19 protein-coding genes are annotated in these 18,833 nt (G+C 68.5%); 8 read left to right on the top strand and 11 right to left on the bottom strand.

All coding sequences use genetic code 11. The features are described 5' to 3' along the window. Nucleotides 1–6: 6 nt before the first annotated feature. Both IEY81_RS02150 and IEY81_RS02145 read right to left on the bottom strand, forming a co-directional pair. Nucleotides 7–504 carry a DUF4919 domain-containing protein gene (locus IEY81_RS02150; RefSeq protein ID WP_189116769.1) on the bottom strand — a complete coding sequence of 166 codons (498 nt, stop codon included), beginning with the start codon at nucleotides 502–504 and terminating at the stop codon, nucleotides 7–9. 118 nt (nucleotides 505–622) lie between these two features. Beyond that, nucleotides 623–1,627 carry an LLM class flavin-dependent oxidoreductase gene (locus IEY81_RS02145; RefSeq protein ID WP_229787213.1) on the bottom strand — a complete coding sequence of 335 codons (1,005 nt, stop codon included), beginning with the start codon at nucleotides 1,625–1,627 and terminating at the stop codon, nucleotides 623–625. A 729-nt stretch (nucleotides 1,628–2,356) separates the two neighbouring features. Here IEY81_RS02145 and IEY81_RS02140 point away from each other — a divergent pair. Together IEY81_RS02140 and IEY81_RS02135 are read left to right on the top strand one after the other, a co-directional pair. Next, nucleotides 2,357–3,043, top strand: coding sequence for an alpha/beta fold hydrolase (locus tag IEY81_RS02140; protein WP_189116767.1), 687 nt, complete (start codon nucleotides 2,357–2,359; stop codon nucleotides 3,041–3,043). 10 nt (nucleotides 3,044–3,053) lie between these two features. Then, nucleotides 3,054–3,953: a lytic transglycosylase domain-containing protein gene (locus tag IEY81_RS02135; protein ID WP_189116766.1), complete on the top strand. Its 900-nt coding sequence runs from the start codon at nucleotides 3,054–3,056 to the stop codon at nucleotides 3,951–3,953. Here IEY81_RS02135 and IEY81_RS02130 read toward each other — a convergent pair. Together IEY81_RS02130 and IEY81_RS02125 are read right to left on the bottom strand one after the other, a co-directional pair. After that, entirely contained in the window at nucleotides 3,950–4,453 is a 504-nt protein-coding gene (locus IEY81_RS02130) for a GNAT family N-acetyltransferase (RefSeq protein ID WP_189116765.1), read from the bottom strand. The two genes, IEY81_RS02135 and IEY81_RS02130, sit on opposite strands and share 4 nt — an antisense overlap. Nucleotides 4,454–4,497: 44 nt before the next feature. Beyond that, nucleotides 4,498–5,526 (bottom strand): zinc-dependent alcohol dehydrogenase family protein, encoded by a 1,029-nt coding sequence (locus tag IEY81_RS02125; protein ID WP_189116764.1) that lies wholly within the window; start codon nucleotides 5,524–5,526, stop codon nucleotides 4,498–4,500. Between the two features lie 137 nt (nucleotides 5,527–5,663). On the opposite strand from IEY81_RS02125, the gene IEY81_RS02120 reads away from it, so the two are divergent. The 4 genes from IEY81_RS02120 to IEY81_RS02105 all read left to right on the top strand — a co-directional run bounded on the left by IEY81_RS02120 (nucleotide 5,664) and on the right by IEY81_RS02105 (nucleotide 10,176). Continuing rightward, nucleotides 5,664–7,190 (top strand): UDP-N-acetylglucosamine 1-carboxyvinyltransferase, encoded by a 1,527-nt coding sequence (locus tag IEY81_RS02120; RefSeq protein ID WP_189116763.1) that lies wholly within the window; start codon nucleotides 5,664–5,666, stop codon nucleotides 7,188–7,190. 147 nt (nucleotides 7,191–7,337) lie between these two features. Further along, entirely contained in the window at nucleotides 7,338–8,186 is an 849-nt protein-coding gene (locus IEY81_RS02115) for a glycerophosphodiester phosphodiesterase family protein (RefSeq protein ID WP_229787211.1), read from the top strand. Further along, nucleotides 8,183–9,535: an MFS transporter gene (locus IEY81_RS02110; RefSeq protein ID WP_189116761.1), complete on the top strand. Its 1,353-nt coding sequence runs from the start codon at nucleotides 8,183–8,185 to the stop codon at nucleotides 9,533–9,535. The genes IEY81_RS02115 and IEY81_RS02110 overlap by 4 nt, the downstream gene beginning before the upstream one ends. 254 nt (nucleotides 9,536–9,789) lie before the next feature. After that, entirely contained in the window at nucleotides 9,790–10,176 is a 387-nt protein-coding gene (locus tag IEY81_RS02105; RefSeq protein ID WP_008359714.1) for an RNA polymerase-binding protein RbpA, read from the top strand. An 87-nt stretch (nucleotides 10,177–10,263) separates the two neighbouring features. Here the strand turns inward: IEY81_RS02105 and IEY81_RS02100 are convergent, their stop codons facing one another. From IEY81_RS02100 to kdd, 6 genes are all read right to left on the bottom strand, one after another. Then, nucleotides 10,264–10,746, bottom strand: a complete 483-nt coding sequence (locus IEY81_RS02100; protein ID WP_189116760.1) for an FxsA family protein — start codon at nucleotides 10,744–10,746, stop codon at nucleotides 10,264–10,266. After that, nucleotides 10,743–11,543, bottom strand: a complete 801-nt coding sequence (locus IEY81_RS02095) for a polyprenol monophosphomannose synthase (RefSeq protein ID WP_229787209.1) — start codon at nucleotides 11,541–11,543, stop codon at nucleotides 10,743–10,745. Before IEY81_RS02095 ends, IEY81_RS02100 begins: the two co-directional genes overlap by 4 nt. A 449-nt stretch (nucleotides 11,544–11,992) precedes the next feature. Continuing rightward, complete coding sequence (gene kal / locus IEY81_RS02090) at nucleotides 11,993–12,391, bottom strand: 3-aminobutyryl-CoA ammonia lyase (protein WP_189116759.1); 399 nt, start codon at nucleotides 12,389–12,391, stop codon at nucleotides 11,993–11,995. Then, entirely contained in the window at nucleotides 12,388–13,128 is a 741-nt protein-coding gene (gene kamE / locus IEY81_RS02085) for a lysine 5,6-aminomutase subunit beta (protein ID WP_189116758.1), read from the bottom strand. Before kamE ends, kal begins: the two co-directional genes overlap by 4 nt. After that, nucleotides 13,125–14,687 carry a lysine 5,6-aminomutase subunit alpha gene (kamD, locus tag IEY81_RS02080; RefSeq protein WP_189116757.1) on the bottom strand — a complete coding sequence of 521 codons (1,563 nt, stop codon included), beginning with the start codon at nucleotides 14,685–14,687 and terminating at the stop codon, nucleotides 13,125–13,127. The genes kamE and kamD overlap by 4 nt, the downstream gene beginning before the upstream one ends. Beyond that, nucleotides 14,684–15,730, bottom strand: coding sequence for an L-erythro-3,5-diaminohexanoate dehydrogenase (kdd, locus tag IEY81_RS02075; RefSeq protein ID WP_189116756.1), 1,047 nt, complete (start codon nucleotides 15,728–15,730; stop codon nucleotides 14,684–14,686). The genes kamD and kdd overlap by 4 nt, the downstream gene beginning before the upstream one ends. Before the next feature lie 110 nt (nucleotides 15,731–15,840). Between kdd and IEY81_RS02070 the strand changes: the two genes are divergently transcribed. Then, entirely contained in the window at nucleotides 15,841–17,253 is a 1,413-nt protein-coding gene (locus IEY81_RS02070) for a KamA family radical SAM protein (protein ID WP_229787207.1), read from the top strand. Nucleotides 17,254–17,278: 25 nt separating this feature from the next. Here IEY81_RS02070 and IEY81_RS02065 read toward each other — a convergent pair whose 3' ends face one another. Next, the gene (locus tag IEY81_RS02065) at nucleotides 17,279–17,740 is read right to left on the bottom strand and encodes an Lrp/AsnC family transcriptional regulator (RefSeq protein ID WP_268244482.1); all 462 of its coding nucleotides are present in this window, start codon (nucleotides 17,738–17,740) and stop codon (nucleotides 17,279–17,281) included. 125 nt (nucleotides 17,741–17,865) lie between these two features. Here IEY81_RS02065 and IEY81_RS02060 point away from each other — a divergent pair, with 125 nt between their 5' ends. Further along, nucleotides 17,866–18,774 carry a 5'-3' exonuclease gene (locus IEY81_RS02060; protein ID WP_189116872.1) on the top strand — a complete coding sequence of 303 codons (909 nt, stop codon included), beginning with the start codon at nucleotides 17,866–17,868 and terminating at the stop codon, nucleotides 18,772–18,774. Nucleotides 18,775–18,833: the final 59 nt, after the last annotated feature.

The following is an 18,833-nucleotide window of genomic DNA, read 5'->3' as shown; positions in this document are numbered from 1 at the left end:
TGTGGGTCAGGCCCCCGCGAACTCGGCGCTGGTGTCAAAGAACCAGACCGTCGAGTCGGTGCACACGATCCGGTCGAGCTTGCCGACCGCGACCTGCGAGCGCGGCGTCTTGCCCGAGGCGAGCACCACGTCGTAGGCGTCGCTGGTGCGCAGCACCGACCACGGAGCCGCCTCGGTGCCCTCGCCGGTGCTGATGATGCTGTCCAGGGCCGCCTGGGCCAGGATCGACTCCCGCTGGGCCTGCTCCTGGTTGCCGAGACCGCGCTGCGCGTCGGCGAGGGCGGCATGGGCCGAGGGGCTGAAGATCGCCCCGGGCATCAGCCCGTGGATCGCCGACACCGCGCCGGCGTAGTCACCGGCCGCCATCATCGGGGCGATCATCTCGGTGATCTCCAGGTCGGGCCGGAAGTTGGGCGCCTCGAGGATGGCCTCGCGCAATGCCCTCAGCGGCTCCGGAGCAGGTTCGCGTAGATAGGCATCGAGCAGCTCAGCGTAGGTAGCCAACAGGTTCCCCCTAGATCAACGGTCGCGGTGCACGGTAGCCAATTTGAAGAGCCACGTGGGGTGGATGACAACGATTATGCGCCCTTTTGTAACTCTCCAGCTCGGCGGTCCGCCCGCTCTACCGCCAGCCGAGCCCCGGCGCGACGTGGGTCAGGATGCTCTCCAGGACGTGCGCGTTGTAGTCGACGCCGAGCTGGTTCGGCACCGTGAGCAGCAGCGTGTCGGCGGCCTGGATCGCCTCGTCCTCGGCGAGCTCCTCGATCAGGACGTCCGGCTCGGCGGCGTAGGAGCGGCCGAAGATCGCCCGGGTCTGGTCGTCGATGTTGCCGATCTGGTCGGAGGTCTGCCGGTCGAGACCGAAGTAGCGACGGTCCTCCTCGTCGACCAGGGCGAAGATGGACCGGGAGACCGAGACGCGCGGCTCACGCTCGTGGCCGGCCTCCTTCCATGCCTCCCGGTAGGCCTCGATCTGCTCGCGCTGCTGGATGTGGAACGGCTTGCCGTTCTCGTCGTTCTTCAGCGTCGAGCTCTGCAGGTTCATCCCCAGCGTCGCGGCCCAGCGAGCGGTCGCCAGCGAGCTCGAGCCCCACCAGATCCGGTCGCGCAGGGTCTCGGAGTAGGGCTCGACGCGGAGCTTGCCCGGCGGGTTGGGGAACATGGGCCGCGGGTTCGGCTCGGCGAACTGCGCACCCTCGATGATCTTCAGGTACGTCTCGGTGTGGGCGCGCGCCATGTCGGCGTCGGTCGCCTTCTCGCCGGGGTCGTAGCCGAAGTAGCGCCATCCCTCGATGACCTGCTCGGGTGAGCCGCGGCTGATGCCGAGCTGCAGCCGCTCGCCGGAGATCAGGTCGGCGGCCGCGGAGTCCTCCGCCATGTAGAGCGGGTTCTCGTAACGCATGTCGATGACACCGGTGCCGATCTCGATCTTCGAGGTGCGCGCGCCGATGGCGGAGAGCAGCGGGAACGGCGAGGCGTACTGGCGGGCGAAGTGGTGGACCCGGAAGTACGCGCCGTCGACCCCCAGCTCCTCGGCCGCGACCGCGAGCTCGATCCCCTGGACCAGAGCGTCGCGAGCCGAGCGCGTCTGCGAGTAGGGCGACGGTGTCCAGTGTCCGAAAGACAAGAATCCGATGTTCTTCACGAGTAGTGGAACTCTCAACGGCCCGACGGGATTCCCGCGAACCGGACCCTCGAGCGGTCCAGCCCGACGGGCCGGACGAGCCGGGACCTTCGCCCCTGGGTGTTCTGCCCTCCGGAACCGCGCCGGAACAGTCACCACCTTGTCGGTGGTGACAGGCCGGTATGCGTTCTTCTTTCAATCCGTCAACACGCCGGAGCGCCTTCGAGCGCGCAGTAAATCGAACATCCACACGGCATCCACAGGTGCCCCTTATGAGTTTATCTATCGGTCGACCGAATAATCATATCGGTCGACTGACCAGGGAAAACAATGTCTCGGCGTGTTGTCCAAGGCCTTCCAAAGCCGAGGATTATCGTGTTACATATCAGACAGCTTCACCGATAAACATCAATCACCATTCTCTGGGGGATGAATAGATAATGTGGGACACCGTTGAGGTGCAGAGCTTCACGCTTTCTCACGACATGCCGTGCCGCGACTGCGGGCACGCACGTCATCGCTTCTTGCCGTGTGATGCCGACTGCGACTGCCGCGCCCACGAGGTCGCGGAGCTACTGGAGGTCGCCGGCGCCCGCTGAACGACCTCGACGTCCGGTTTCAGGGACGTCCGGATGAGGTGACCACCGCGCTGCGGTGGTCACCTGTTCTTTTGTCGGGAGAATCTCGAGTTCACGGAAGCGGATCGTCCGCAACCAGGTCGAAGATCGGGCCATGGACATCGTTCTGGTACCCGGCCTCTGGCTGGACGCATCATCATGGGACCTCGTCGTCCCCCGCCTGACCGCCGCAGGCCACACCGTGCGCCCGCTCACCCTTCCCGGCCCCGAGTCGGCCGAGACGGACCGGTCCGACGTGCACGTCGCCGACCAGGTCGCCGCGGTGGTGGCCGCCATCGACGAGTCGGACGGGCCGGTGCTCCTCGTCGGACACTCGATGGGCTGCGCGGTCGCGGGCGCGGCGCTCGACGCCCGCATCGACAAGGTCGCGAAGGTGGTCTACGTGGGCGGCTGGCCCGCCGAGCCGGGCATGATCCCGGCCAAGAACTTCTCGACCGACGGCGCCGACATGCCGCCGGTGCCGTGGGAGGAGTTCGACGAGGCCGACGTACGCGACCTCGACCGAGCCACCTTCGAGTCGTTCCTGCGGCCCTCCCCCGCCAGCCTGACCACCGAGCCGTTCGAGCTCGGCGACGAGCGCCGCTACGCGGTCCCGGCCTTGTTCGTGTGCCCTGAATACACCGCCGCCGACCTCAAGGGGTGGATCGCGGAGGGTGCCGAGCCGACCGCCGCCATCCCGAAGCACACCGAGGCCAGCTTCGTGGACCTCCCGACAGGTCACTGGCCGCAGCTCTCCAAGCCGGCCGAGCTCGCGGAGATCATCCTCCGCAGCGTCGGGTAGCGTCGGGTGCGTGCGCACCCGGCTGGCAGTCTCGAGCGCCGTCACGGCCCTGGCGGCGCTCACCGCCGGCTGCGGCAGCGAGCCGTCCTCTGAGCCGGTCCGGACGCCATTCACCTCGCCCTCGACGCTGGCGGCCCCGACGCCGTCGGAGTCTTCGTCGAGCGTAGGGCTCGATGACGAGTCGGTGCCGCTGGCCGAGCGCCTCACCCATGCGCTGAAGGTGGTCTCCTCCGCTCCTGCGGGGTCCGCCGAGGTGCGGGAGGCGGCTCTCTTCGAGCAGACCGCCGCCCGCGACCTGGCCCGGAAGCCGAAGGCCGAACGGGCAGACGTGCTGGGTGCGCTCGGCGGCGCCGACCGCACCCAGCTCGAGGCGGACATCGCGGCGGCGCGCGAGCTGATGGTGATGACCGACCCTCAGCCGAAGCTGCCGCAGTGGCGGATCCTGACACCGCCGAAGCCGGAGGAGCTGAAGCCGCTCTACCACCGGGCGCAGCGCGAGACCGGCACGCCCTGGCACTATCTCGCCGCCATCCATCTGGTCGAGACCCGGATGGGACGCATCCGCGGCACCAGCACCGCCGGCGCCCAGGGCCCGATGCAGTTCCTGCCCTCGACCTTCGCCCAGTACGGCGCCGGCGGCGACATCAACGACCCCGCGGACGCCATCATGGCTGCGGGTCGCATGCTCGCCAGCAACGGCGCGCCTCGCGACATGGCGGGTGCGCTGTGGTCCTACAACCATTCCGACCGCTACGTGGCGGCCGTCAGCACCTACGCGCGGCAGATGAAGCGGTCCGAGGTCGCCTACGACCTGTATTGGCACTGGCAGGTCCTCTACCGCCACCAGGACGGGACGATGATGCTCCCGGAGGGCTACCCGAAGACGAAGCCGGTGAAGATCGCCGACTAGTAGGGGCGTTCGACGGCGTACTGGACGAGGCTGACTTCCTCGCCGCGGTAGGTGTCGGTGCCGTGGCGGCCGGTCTCGATGAAGCCGGTCGCGTCGAAGAGCTTCTTCGCGCGGGCGTTGGTCTCGTGGGTCTCGGCCCAGATGCGGCTCAGGTCGAGGACGGAGAAGCCATAGGTGAGCGCGGTCTTGATCGCGCGCTGCCCCAGGCCCTGGCCCCAGCGGGAGCTCGGACCGATCGCGATGCCGAGCTCGCGGGTGTCGGGGGCGAGACCGTGCAGGTCGGCGTAGCCGACGACCTCCTCGTCGACCTCCACCGCGAGCCGGATCAGCTCGGGCGGCGGAGCCTCGATCAGCCGCCGCCAGTGGCGGAGATGGCCGTCGTGGTCACGTTCCGGCCAGCCGTTGGCCGCCCGGAACTCCTCATCGCGTGCCCACTCGGTGAAGACGTGCTCGTCACCGAGTGACAGCGGGCGCAGGCGCATGGTGTCGGTACGAGGCATCAGTTCATCCTCTCAGACGCGCCGAAGCGCCCCCGTCGGCCGGGTCAGTAGGTGAGCTGCACCTTCGTCGCCAGCCGCTCGTCCATCAGGCGGTAACCCTCGGCCGCCTCGGTGAACGGCAGCGCCTTGTCGAAGACCAGACCGGGGCTGATCGTGCCGTCGAGAGTCAGGCGCAGCAGGTCGGGCAGATAGCGGCGTACCGGCGCCATCCCGCCCTTGAGCCCGACGTTGGTGCGGAAGAGCGCGTTGACAGGGAGGTTGACGTCGTGGGGCACGCCCACGAACCCGACGGTCGCGCCGGGGCGGGCGACCTTCGAGGCGGTCTTGAAGGATTGGTCGGTGCCCACGCACTCGAGGACGTAGTCGGCGCCGACGCCGCCGGTCAGCTCGCGTACGGCCGCCTCGCCCTCCTTGCCGCGGGCCGCGACGATGTCGGTGGCGCCGAACTGCTTGGCGATCTCCTGGCGCGACTGGTGGCGCGACATCGCCACCACGCGCTCGGCGCCGAGCTGAGCAGCCGCGAGGACGCCGCACAGACCGACCGCACCATCGCCGACCACGACCGCGGTGCCGCCCTTCGGCTCGCCGCCGAGGCCCGACATGACCGCGGCGTGCCAGCCGGTGGCCATCACATCGGTGAGGGCCAGCAGGTCGGGGTGGCTGGCCGGGTCGGGCGTCTCGTCGAGCTTGACCAGCGAGCCGTCGGCCTGGGTGACCAGGGCGTACTCGCTCTGGCCGCTGACGGTGAAGCCGAGGTTCTCGCAGACCGACTGGACACCGGCCAGGCAGTGCGGGCAGGTGTTGTCGCAGTGGTCGAAGGGGACGATCACGAAGTCGCCGGCCCGGAAGTCGCGTACGTCGGCACCGACCTCCTCGACCACGCCGATGCACTCGTGCCCGATGGTTCGAGGCTCCTCGATCTCTCCGTTGGCGCCGCGGTAGTTCCACAGGTCGGAGCCGCAGATGCAGGAGGCCACGACGCGTACGATCGCGTCGGAGGTCTTCTTCAGGACCGGATCGGGTACCTCGGTGGTGCGGATGTCGCCCACCCCGTGGATCGTCGTCGCGCGCATGATGGCATCCTGTCACCCGGCGTACGTGATGTTGCACACGGAGTCCCCTCTCGGGCGCGGCAACAGGCTTGAAACGAATCGCCGACACTTCGCGGGGAATCCAGGCTTATCTCATATATGAGTTACGGTGGTGCACCATGACCGACGGATACAAAGGTCGTATCGGGAATCTGATTCGCGATGCGCGCAAGCACAAGGGCCTCACCCAGGCACAGCTCGCCGACCTTCTCAACACCAGCCAGAGCGCGATCAACCGCATCGAGCAGGGACAGCAGAACCTCTCCCTCGAGATGATCGCTCGCGTCGGGGCTGCGCTCGACTCCTCCCTGGTCGACATCGGGGCGGGGCCCACGCACCTGCGCGTCACCGGCCCGACCACCCTCTCCGGTGAGATCACGGTCAAGACCTCGAAGAACGCCGGCGTCGCGCTGCTGGTCGGCTCGCTCCTCAACCGGGGCCGCACCACGCTGCGCAAGGTCGCCCGCATCGAAGAGGTCAACCGCATCATCGAGGTGCTCAACTCGATCGGTGTGCAGACCCGCTGGCTCAACGAGGACAACGACCTCGAGATCGTGCCGCCCAAGGAGCTGCGCCTGGACGCCGTCGACGAGGCCGCCGCCCGCCGTACGCGCTCGGTCATCATGTTCCTCGGTCCGCTGCTGCACCGCCTCGACACCTTCGAGCTTCCCTACGCCGGCGGCTGCAACCTCGGCACCCGCACGGTCGAGCCGCACATGTCGGCGCTGCGCCCCTTCGGCCTCGAGGTCAAGGCCACCGACGGCGCCTACCACGCCAGCGTCAACCGGGACATCCAGCCGGGCCGCCCGATCGTGCTGACCGAGCGCGGCGACACCGTCACCGAGAACGCGCTGATGGCGGCCGCGCTGCACCCCGGCACCACCGTGATCCGCAACGCCTCGTCCAACTACATGGTCCAGGACCTCTGTTTCTACCTGCAGAAGCTGGGCGTCGAGGTCGAGGGCGTCGGCACCACCACGCTGCGCGTGACCGGCCGCGAGGTCATCGACGTCGACGTCGACTACGCGCCGAGCGAGGACCCGATCGAGGCGATGTCGCTGCTGACCGCCGCGATCGTCACCGACTCCGAGATCACCATCAAGCGGGTGCCGATCGAGTTCATGGAGATCGAGCTCGCCACGCTCGAGGAGATGGGCTTCAACTACACCCTCTCCGAGGAGTACCTGGCGCTCAACGGCAAGACCCGCCTGGTGGACATCAACACCTTGCACTCGATCCTGCACGCGCCGCTGGACAAGATCCACCCGCTCCCCTTCCCCGGCCTCAACATCGACAACCTGCCGTTCTTCGCCGCCATCGCCGCGGTCGCGCAGGGTCAGACGCTGCTGCACGACTGGGTCTACGAGAACCGGGCGATCTACCTGACCGAGCTCAACAAGCTCGGCGGCAACGTCACCCTCATGGACCCGCACCGGGTCATGATCGAGGGCCCGACCCACTTCTCCGGCACCGAGATCGTCTGCCCGCCGGCGCTGCGCCCCGCCGTGGTCGTGCTGCTCGCGATGCTCGCCTCGAAGGGCACCTCGGTGCTCCGTTCGACCTACGTCATCGCCCGCGGCTACGAGGACCTCGCCGAGCGGCTCAACCAGCTCGGCGCCAACATCACGGCGTTCCGCGACATCTGAGGTCGTTGCGTGTCCAGGGATACCCGGTCGACCGGGTATCCCTGGACTTGACGGGTGTTCCAGTGCCCGTCAAGTCCACAAAGTGCCCGTCAAGTCCCCCGGCGCTTCCCATACTGTGAGACTCGCGAGGGTGGTCTAATGCTCCCCGTGAAGCACCAGCGACGACGCGTACGCGCCTATGCGCACCGTGGTGGAGCGCTCCATCCCGACCTGGTCGGGATGGAGAACACCATGGAGGCGTTCCGCCATGCGGTGGCGCTCGGCTACACCCATCTCGAGACCGACGTCCACGTCACCCGTGACGGGGTCCTGCTCGCCTTCCACGACGAGGCGCTCGACCGGGTGACCGACGTCAGCGGGCTGATCGCCGAGATGACGTACGCCGAGGTGCAGGCAGCCAGGATCGGCGGCCTCCACGGTGTGCCGACCCTGGCCGAGCTCTTCGCGGCCTTCCCGGACGTCACCTTCAACATCGACCTGAAGTCCGACGGGGCGGTGACGGCGCTGGCCGAGCTGCTCGCCGCCACCGACCGCGAGGACAGGGTCATCGTCGGCTCGTTCTCCGCGCGCCGGCTGAAGAGGTTCCGTCAGCTGACCGAAGGACGCGTACGCACCTCGGCCCACCCCCGCGAGGTGGTGGCCTACCTGCTGGCGCCGACCACCGGGATCGCCAAGCGGCTCGTCGGTTCGCAGTTCGACGCCTTCCAGATCCCCCACCATCAGCGTCTCGCCGGCCCGCTCTCGATCCGGGTGGCCTCGCGTGCGCTGGTCCGCCGGGCTCACAAGGTCGGCAAGGAGGTCCATGTGTGGACCGTCGACGACCCGGTCGAGATGGAGCGGCTCATCAGGCGCGACGTCGACGGGCTGATGACCGACCGCACCGACCTGCTGAAATCGTTCCTCGAGGAACGCGGCCTGTGGGAGGCTGCACCGTCTCGGGTCGAGTCCACCGAAGAGACCAACTCCGTTGACCATGGCGAGGAGCCCGAGAAGTGAGCACATCAGCCGGGATCGGCGATTTCAGGCCGGTTGAGCGGGCGCGGGAGCAGAAGGGCTGGTACTTCACCGACTGGGCCGTCTCCGCGTTCCAGACGACGGTCGCCGGGGTGCTGTTCGCGCCCTACCTGATCGAGATCGCCAAGGCGGCGGCCGTCGACAACCGCATCGACGTGCTCGGGCTCTCGGTCGCGCCCGGTGCGCTGCCGTCGTACGTCATCACGTTCTCCACCATCCTCTCGGCACTCATCTACCCGCTCGTCGGCGCGATCGCCGACCGCACCTCCCGCAAGCCCGACCTGATGGCCGGCTTCGCCTGGGCCGGTGCGCTCTGCGCGGCGCTGATGTTCTTCATGAGCGGCGACAACTGGCTGTTCGGGTCGCTCATGTTCATCATCGCCAACCTGTGCGCGGGCGCGGCGGTGGTGGTCAGCGACTCGATCCTGCCGCTGATCTCGACCGAGAACGAGCGTGACCGGGTCTCCTCGGTGGGCTGGGCCTATGGGTACGCAGGCGGCGGGCTGCTGCTCGCGGTCAACTTCCTCGTGGTCACCTTCGCCGATCCGCTCGGGCTCGGCACCGCGCTCGCGGTGCGGATCTCGATGCTCTCGGCCGGCCTGTGGTGGGCGGGCTTCATCATCATCCCGTGGCGCCGCATCCGCCGTCACGAGCCGGCCGACGTCGAAGACGTCTCCGGCGGCGTGGTGGCGCGCTCCTTCGGTCAGCTGTTCGTGACGATCAAGGAGCTTCCGCAGTATCCGGTCGCACTGACCTTCCTGCTGGCGTACCTCTTCTTCAACGACGGCATCTCGACCGTGATCAGCTCGGCATCGACCTACGGCGTCGAGGAGCTCGGCTTCGAGACCGGCACGATGCTCGGCATCTACCTGCTGGTGCAGTTCGTCGCCGTGGGCGGCGCGATCTTCTTCGGCCGCCTCGCGAAGAGCTTCGGTGCCAAGCGGGTCATCCTCGGCGGGCTGGGCGGCTGGATGATCATCGTGATCATCGCCTACTTCGTGCCGGAGCGTACGCTGCTGCCGCTGCTGGTCGTGGCGGTCGGCATCGGGCTGGTCATGGGCGGCACCCAGGCGCTGGCGCGCTCCTACTTCTCGCTGTTCATCCCGGCGGGCAAGGAGGCGGAGTACTTCAGCCTCTACCACGCCATGGGCCGTGGCACCTCCTGGCTCGGCACCCTCGTCTTCGGCCTCGTCTACCAGCTCACCGACTCCTACCGTCCGGCGATCCTCGCGCTGATCGCGTTCTTCCTGGTCGGCGGTGTGCTGCTCGCGCTGGTGAACACCACCAAGGGCGTCGAGCAGGCGGGCAACCAGGTGCCGGAACGCGTCTGAGACCGAGAGCACAGCGTGGCGCCCTGGCTGGCGGATTCGAGACACGCCCCGCTCAGGACTTTCTCAGCGAGTTCCGCAGGTCAGGCGGGATGCGTGTCGAACAACACGGCGACGATCCCGATAATTCACGGAATCATCACCTCCTCTGTACCGTTGACGATGTGAAGAGGCCTGACCGGTCTGCGTCATGAGTCCGCAGATCGATTTGCTCTTCAGCTCATTCAACGGGGGACGATCGACTCAGGAGGTGCTTCATGGCCGAGCGCACGCTGCGCGGCGCCCGACTGGGCGGACAGAGTTTTGAGGACGAACGCGGCATCGAGTTCGCGGGACGTCAGCAGGTGGCATACCGCTGCCCGCAGGGCCACGACTTCGAGATCACGATGTCGGACGAGGCCGAGGTGCCGGCGATCTGGGAGTGCCCGCGCTGCGGCATGGAGGCTCTCAACCTCTCCGGTGCCAAGCCGGAGGAGAAGGCCGAGAAGCCGGCGCGTACGCACTGGGACATGCTCCTGGAGCGGCGCTCGGAGAAGGAGCTCGAGGACATCCTCAAGGAGCGCCTCGACCTGCTTCGCGGTGGCGAGATCGGCCCGGCCCATCTGCACCGCAAGGGCCCGGGCAAGAAGAAGGCCAACGCCTGACCCAGTCTCACGCCGAGACGTCAGAAAACGAGATCGAGTGGTCGCTACGGCGACCACTCGATCTCGTTTTCTGACCTTTCGACGGCTCTAGGCGGGCTCGTCCTTGTCGATGACCTCGCCGGTCACGATGTCGTCGTTGCGCGGGCGCTGCGTCGCAGGGCCGAAGCCCGAGGGCATCGCGGAGACGACGATCCGCTTCTGGACGACCGTCGATAGCACGCGGCGGAAGATCGGCCGGGTGAACGGCAGGATCAGCACGATGCCGAAGACGTCGCTCACGAAGCCCGGGCTCAGCATCAAGGCGCCGCCGAGCACGATCAGGGCACCGTCGGCGATCTCGTTGGACGGCAGCTTGCCGCTGGAGAGGGCCGTCGTCAGAGCGTTCCAGGCGCGCGCGCCTTCGCGTCGCATCAGCCAGGCACCGAAGATCGAGTCGGCGACGAGCAGCAGGATCGTCCACCACACGCCGATGACCTGCCCGACCTGGATGAGCACGAAGAGCTCTGCCAGCGGCATCACCAGGAACAGCAGCACCAGCACCCAGGAGAGCCGACGGCGGCGAGTGGTCATCGCCGGGCTCCCACGAGGCGCTCGAGCCCGAAGCGGCGCATGAGCCGGATCAGCTGCTCACGGCGCTCGGCCAGGCCCCAGCGGGTGACCCTGCGCATCGACTCGGCGGCCACTGCCGGGCTCATCTTCGACTCGCCCCGGACCCGCTCGATGAACTGGATCGGGACCTCCTTGACCGTCAGGCCGGCCCGCAGCGTACGCGTCACCATCTCGGTCTGGAAGACATAGCCGGTCGACTCCACACTGCTCAGCTGGAGCTTCTCCAGGGTGGTGCGGCGGAAGAGGCGGAAGCCGGCGGTGGCGTCGTGCACGCCGATGCCGAGCAGGAGCCGGACGTAGAAGTTGCCGCCCACCGACAGCAGCCGGCGCGAGAGCGGCCAGTTGACCACGGAGCCGCCACGGACCCAGCGGGCACCGATCACCAGATCGGCCGAGGTGAGCGCGTCGAGCAGGAGGTGGAGCTCCTCGGGCTGGTGGGAGCCGTCGGCGTCCATCTCCCCCACCACGTCGTAGCCCTGCTCGATGGCCCACGCGAACCCGGCCAGGTACGCAGCCCCGAGACCGGCCTTCTCGGTGCGGTGCAGCACATGGATCTGGTCGTCGTTGTCGGCCAGCTCGTTGGCGATGGTGCCGGTGCCGTCCGGGGAACCGTCATCGACCACAAGGACGTCGACGCGCGGCTGCGCCTTGCGCAGCCGGCCGACGATCCAGGCGAGGTTGTCCGCCTCGTTGTAGGTCGGGATGACCATCACCGCCCGGCCGATCTCGGTCCAGGGTGGAAGCTGCTCGTTCGTCACGTACGCCGGCCTTGTCGAGGAATGGGGTGGAGATCACAGGATATCCGGCCGCTGGTCAGTTGCCCGAATGCCAGTCAGCAGATGCGCGGGAGGTCCAAGACGACCTTCGGGCCGTTCCGATCCCGGCTGGCGACCGGGAGACGGTCGTTGTCTAAGGGCACCTTGGCCCTCCCACGTTGCCCTCGCGGCGCTCACCGCGCCCGCGAAAACGAGTCGAAGGTATGCCTGGCGCGACACCCCCCGACCCGATCCGTCGAGCGCCGATCCGCCTACCACGATCTGCATGGGCGAACGCTGTCACCATCACCCGATCGTTCGGCGTAAGTCAACACGGCGCTGACCTGCAGAAACATAAGTTTTCGCAGGTCAGCAACAGCCTGGCCGACCCGCAAAAAGCAACAAATTCCCCTGCGTCACGGGCGTGTCGTATCCGCGTACCGTCACCGGGTTCAGGGAACGACCACGGTACCGCGTGCGGAGGTCGCCAGGATGGGCTCGTCCAGCATGTCGGCGGCCCCCGGGCGGTCCTCGGTCGCGGCCCCGCGAGCCACCACGTGCACGGCGAACACCATCACCCGCGACCGGGTGCCCGCCCTGACCAGTTCGCAGGTGATCTCCAGGACGTCGCCGGCCCGGACGGGCGCCTTGAACTGCACGTCGTCGTAGGAGGCGAAGAGCCCCTCGTCGCCGTCGGTGAGGATGCACATCTCCGTCGCGACGTCACCGAAGAGACCGAGGCTGTAGGCCCCGTCGACAAGGTTCCCGGCGTAGTGGGCGTGGGAGTAGGGCACGTAGCGGCGGTGGACCACCTTGGTGCCGACCTCGGGCGAGCGGACGGGCTCGGTCATGCTGCGGGCTCCTTCGCGGTGGTGCGGTGGACGAGATAGGAGGCGACCTCGGCCGGGGTGGTGCCCCGGCCGAAGATGCGGTCGACGCCGAGCTCGGCGGTCATCGACTCGTCGAAGCGCGGACCGCCGGCGATCAGCAGCGGCCGCTCCCCCGCCGGGTAGGCCTCACGGAAGGCCGCCGACATCTCCCGGGTGTTGAGCAGGTGAGCGTCGCGCTGGGTGACGACCTGGGAGACGAGCACGGCGTCGGCCCGGTGGGTCACCGCGGCCTCGACGAGGGCGGGCACGGAGACCTGGGCGCCGAGGTTCACCACCTCGATCTCCTTGTAGTACTCCAGGCCCTTCTCCCCCGCGAACCCCTTGATGTTGAGGATCGCGTCGATGCCGACGGTGTGGGCGTCGGTGCCGATGCAGGCGCCCACGACGACGAGCGGGCGGCGCAGCGTCTCCTTGATGACCGCGTTGGCCTCCTTGGGGGTCAGCAGCGGGAAGTCGCGCTCGACGACCTGCACCTTGTCGGTGTCGACCAGATGGTTCACCTGTCCGTAGACGACGAAGAAGGTGAAGTCGTCGCCCATCGGCTTGGAGTGGACGACCATCGCCGGCTCCATGCCCATCTTGTTGGCCAGCTGCAGCGCGGCACCGTCGGCGACCTTGCTGTGCTTGATCGGCAGTGTGAAGGAGACCTGCACCATCCCATCGCCGGTGGTGTCTCCGTACGGCCTGATGATGCTCATTCCTCTTCCTCGCCCTCCAAGATCGAGCTGGCCGGGTTGTAGTAGGCCTCGGACTTCTCGGCCACGCCTTCCAGCCCCTTGCCCGCGTCGGCAGGACGCTTCATCAGGCCGAAGGTGCCGTCCGCGATCGCGTCCAGGAGCCCGTTCGGCTCGTCGATGATCTTGCCGAGCAGGTCGATCGACTCCCCCAGCACCTCACGCGCGCGGTTGGCGATGAAGCCGTCGGGAGCCGGGTGGAAGTCCTCCCCGAGGCGGCCGGCGGCGTCCATGACGTAGCGGACGTTCTGCAGCGCCAGGTCGCGGTCGGAGATCCACGGCGTCACCACGGCCTCGGTCATCATGCCCACCAGGAGGATGCCCTGGTCGGTCATCGCGCCGGCGAGGTTGAAGAACCCGTCGAGCAGGTAGCCCTTGAAGATGTCGCCGGTCATGTGCCGCGTCGGCGGCATCCACTTGAGCGGGGCATCGGGGAAGATCGTCTTCGCCAGCAGCGCGTGCGCGAGCTCGAGGCGGAACGAGTCGGGCACGTCCGGGTTGATCTCGAAGGCGTGGCCCAGACCGAGCTGCCAGTCCTCGAGGCCGGCCTCCTTGGCGAAGTACTCGTTGAGGAGCTGGGAGGTCGTCACCGTGTGCGCCGCCTCGACGGCGTCCGCGGTGGTGAGATAGTTGTCCTCGCCGGTGTTGATGATGATCCCCGCCCGCGCGTGGATCTGGCGGGAGAGCCGCTGGTCGACGAACGTACGCACCGGGTTGATGTCGCGGAACAGGATCCCGTACATCGAGTCGTTGAGCATCATGTCCAGACGCTCCATGCCCGCCAGTGCCGCGATCTCGGGCATGCACAGCCCGCTGGCGTAGTTGGTCAGGCGTACGTAGCGGCCCAGCTCGCGGCTGGTCTCGTCGAGCGCCGCCCGCATCAGCCGGAAGTTCTCCTGCGTCGCGTACGTCCCGGCGAACCCTTCCCGCGTCGCGCCCTCGGGCACGTAGTCGAGGAGCGACTGGCCGGTCGAGCGGATGACCGCGATGATGTCGGCGCCTTCGCGGGCGGCCGCCTGGGCCTGCGGGATGTCCTCGTAGATGTCGCCGGTGGCGACGATCAGGTAGATCCAGGGCTTGCGGGGCGCGTCGCCGATCTCGCTGATCATCCGGTCTCGGGCGATCCTGCTCGCGTCGAGCCGGGCGATGCCGGCCCCGACCGCCTCCCGGGAGCGCTTCGCAGCCAGGTCGGCGTCGGCGCCCTCCGGCAGCCGGAAGCTCACCTGCCCGGCGGCGGCCTCCTCGGCCAGTCGTGCGAGGTCGTTGTCGTAGCCGGCGAGCGCGTGCCAGACCGGCAGGGCCACGCCGTGCTCGAGGCCGATGTCGGCGCGGACCGCGTCGACGAGGTGGTTCACCCACGGGGTGCCGTCGGGGTCGGCGCCGCCGAGGCCGGCCAGCCGCAGGGTGGCGCGCTCGACGGCGACCGTGGTGTGGCGCTTGGCCATCTCCACGATCGGCTCACCGGCGCGGGCGGCCAGGTTGCGGGCGCGGGCGATGGTCGCCGGGTCCAGGTCGAGTCTCACTGGGCCAGTCTCCCTTCGAAGAGTGCTCGGACCCCGGCGTTCGCGCGGAGCAGATCCAGGGCGTAGGCGGCATGGCCGGGGACGTAGCCGTTGCCGACGAGCATCGTCACGTCGGCGGCGAGCCCCTCAGCGCCGAGCGCGGCGGCGGAGAAAGAGGTGGCCATGGAGAAGAAGATGACGGTGCCTTGCTCCGCGGTGGCGAGGATGGCTCCGCCCTCGCAGCCGGGGACGTCGACGCAGACGACGGTCACGTCGGCGGGGCCACCGCTCTTGGTGACGGCGTCGCGCAGCGCCACCGGGTTGCGGGCGTCGGCGACCACGACCTCGTCGGCCAGACCCGCCTCGCGGAGGCGATCGGCCTCGGCGTCGGTCGGGACGATGCCGATGAGGTGGCCGGCTCCGGCGTCCCTCGCGGCGGCCAGGGAGAGCGAGCCGGACTTTCCGCCACCACCGATCACCGCGACGACGCCCCCGGCGTAGCGCTCGGAGACGACCCGGCGGGTCAGCGCCGGGGCGCCGCAGACGTCCATGACCGACAGCGCGAGCTCGGGGGCGAGGTCGTCGGGGAGGACGGCGGCGATCGAGCGGCCGAAGAGGATGGCGTAGCCGTCGCAGGGCACCTGCTCGGAGTCGCCGCCCCAGCCGGCGAGGCCGTCCTCGATCACCAAGGGGGTCAGGGTCAGCGAGACCAGGGTCGCGACGCGGTCGCCCGCCTTCACGCCGAGGGGCGAGTCGGGCCCGACCTCTTCGACCACACCGACGAGCATCCCGCCCGAGCCGGTGACCGGGTTCTGCATCTTGCCGCGCTCGGCGACGATGTCGAGCACCTCGCGGCGTACGGCATCACCGTCGCCGTCGTGGGCGGCCTCGAGCTGGCGAAAGGAGGCGGCGTCGAGGTTGAGCCGCTCCACCCGGATCCGCACCTCGTCGGGCCACAGCTCCGATCGGGTGTCGAGTCGTCTGGCCGCCTGGGGCAGCGGCAGCGAGCCGCCCACCGGTTCGTCGAGCACCCGGTGCAGGCCGGTCGGGTCGGATGTGGTCATCGTCGTACGCCTCCTTGCGTGCATCTCACGGCGGACCCTACCAGCGGAGCGCGTAAGAATTGCGGCCGATGCTTGCAAATGCCGGAGGATCTCCCGCTATGGTGGAAAACATGACGGCAACCATCGAGCCCAACCGCCGAAGCGAAGCCCGAGGCGACCAGCACAGTCGAGACGGACAGCCCTACGCCTACCAGCGCGTCGAGCTGGTCGAACCCGACTGGACCCGTTTCCCCGGCTGGGCCGACGTGACCGAGGAGCAGTGGCGAGACGTGCAGTGGCAGCGCGTCAACTGCATCAAGAACATCCGCCAGCTCCGCGCGCTGATGGGCGATCTCCTCGACGACCGGTTCTACGCCGACCTCGAGCGCGACCAGACCGAGCGCGCGACCATGTCGATGCTGGTGCCGCCGCAGATGATCAACACGATGGTGCCCTCCGGTGCCGCGGCCGGCCAGGAGTTCACCGACGCCTTCTACGCCGACCCGCTGCGCCACTACATGATCCCGGTCTTCTCCGACCGGCGCACCGACTGGCCCTCCCACCCGCAGGCGAGCCGCGACTCGCTCCACGAGCACGACATGTGGGTCGCCGAGGGCCTGACCCACCGCTACCCGACCAAGGTGCTGGCCGAGCTGCTCTCGACCTGCCCGCAGTACTGCGGCCACTGCACCCGGATGGACCTGGTCGGCAACTCGACCCCGGTCATCGACAAGCTCAAGCTCACCGGCAAGCCGGTCGACCGCCACGAGGCGATGCTGGAGTACCTCCGCAACACCCCGCAGGTGCGCGACGTGGTCGTCTCCGGCGGCGACGTGGCCAACCTGCCCTGGCCGCGGCTGGAGGACTTCCTCACCAAGCTGATGGAGATCGACAACATCCGCGACATCCGGCTGGCCACCAAGGGTCTGGTCGGCCTCCCCCAGCACTGGCTCCAGGAGCCGCTGCTGGAGGGGATGAACCGGGTCACCACGATCGCCCGCGAGCGCGGTGTCTCACTGGCGATCCACACCCACGCCAACCACGCCAACTCGGTCACGCCGCTGGTCGCCGAGGCGACGCGCGCCCTGCTGGACGCAGGCGTGCGGGACGTACGCAACCAGGGAGTGCTGCTCGCCGGCGTGAACGCCGACACCCACAGCCTGCTCGACCTGTGCTTCCGCCTCCTCGACGGCGCGCAGATCATGCCCTACTACTTCTACATGTGCGACATGATCCCGTTCAGCGAGCACTGGCGGGTCTCGGTCGCCGACGCGCAGCGGATGCAGCACGACCTGATGGGCTACCTGCCCGGGTTCGCCACCCCGCGCATCGTCTGCGACGTACCTTTCGTCGGCAAGCGCTGGGTCCACCAGATCGCCGACTACGACACCGAGCGCGGCATCTCCTACTGGACCAAGAACTACCGCACCTCGATCGAGGCCTCGGACCCCGAGGCACTGACGCGGACCTACGAGTACTACGACCCGATCCACACGCTGCCTGAGTCGGGCCAGCAGTGGTGGCGCGAGCACCAGCACGCCTGAGGCCGACCTGCCGGCCGGCCCTCGCTCATCCGTGGCGCAGGGTCGGCCGGTTCTCGTAGTAGGTGTACATCGCGATGGTGGTGCGCGTGGAGACGTTGGCCGCCGAGCGGATCCGGCCGAGCAGCTCCTCGAGCGCCTCGGGGGTGGCCACCCGCACCTTGAGCATGTAGGAGTCCTCGCCGGCGATCGACCAGCACGCCTCGACCTCGTGGAGGTCGGCGATGCGCTCGGGGGTGTCGTCGGGCTGGGAGGGGTCCATCGGCTGCACCGCGACGAAGGCGGTCAGCGGGACGCCGATCGCGGCGTAGTTGACGGTGGCGCCGTAGCCGGTGATCAGCCCACGCTGCTCGAGCCGCTTGACGCGCTGGTGCACCGCCGAGGTCGACAGGCCGGTCGCCTTGCCCAGGTCGGTGTAGGACATCCGACCGTCCTCAGCGAGCAGCTGAAGGATTTTACGGTCCGTGGCCTCGATCTCAGGTGCAGTCACGGCGACAGCGTACCCACTGCAGCAATATCTCCGCCTCAACGTCCAGACATGTGGTCTGTGTCGAAAGATTTCCGGCCGCCGCCGGCTCGACCATTCATTAGGCTGCTCCTGTGGCTGAACCTCGAATGCTCCTGCTGGACACCGCTTCGCTCTACTTCCGGGCCTTCTTCGGCGTCCCCGAGATCAAGGCGGACGATGGCACCCCGGTCAACGCCGTACGCGGCCTGCTGGAGTTCATCTCCCGGTTGGTCAACGACTACTCCCCCACCGACCTGGTCTGCTGCTGGGACAACGACTGGCGTCCGCAGTGGCGGGTCGACCTGATCCCCTCCTACAAGGCCCACCGGGTGGTCGAGGAGGTCGAGACCGCCCCTGACGTCGAGGAGGTCCCGGACCCGCTGCAGGTCCAGGTGCCGATCATCCGGGAGGTGCTGGCCGCTGCCGGGATCTGCGTCATCGGCGCCGACGGCTACGAGGCCGACGACGTGATCGGCACCCTCGCGACCGACGCCGGCATGCCCGTCGACGTCGTCACCGGCGACCGCGATCTCTTCCAGCTGGTCGACGACGCCGCCGGCGTACGCATCCTCTACCCGACCCGCGGCGGGAGCGACCCGGACCTGGTCGACGAGAAGTGGGTGCAGACCAAGTACGGCATCCGAGCCGACCAGTACGCCGACTTCGCCACCATGCGCGGCGACGCCTCCGACGGCCTGCCGGGGGTGAAGGGCGTGGGCGAGAAGACCGCGGCCAAGCTGCTGGAGCAGTTCGGCGACCTGGAGGGGATCATCGGCGCGGTCGCCGACCCCACCAGCGCGCTGACCAAGACGCAGCGGCAGAAGTTCATCGACGCGGCCGGATATCTGGCCCTCGCACCCAAGGTCGTGGCGGTCGCCCGCGACCTCCCGCTGGACCGCAGCCGTACGGCGCTGCCCAGCGCCCCGGCCGACGCCGACCGGCTGCACGAGCTCGCCGAGACGTACAACCTCAGCTCGCCGGTCGCGCGCCTCGAAGCCGCTCTCGAGCAGCGCTGACGAGCCCTCTTGGACCGCTCCAGAAAACTCGCACAGAAAATTCGGAGAATCCACGTCAT

Source organism: Nocardioides luteus (assembly GCF_014648595.1).
Taxonomy (GTDB): Bacteria; Actinomycetota; Actinomycetes; order Propionibacteriales; family Nocardioidaceae; genus Nocardioides; species Nocardioides luteus.
Note: the sequence above shows the minus strand (reverse complement) of the source record. Positions and strands in the feature narration are given on the sequence as shown.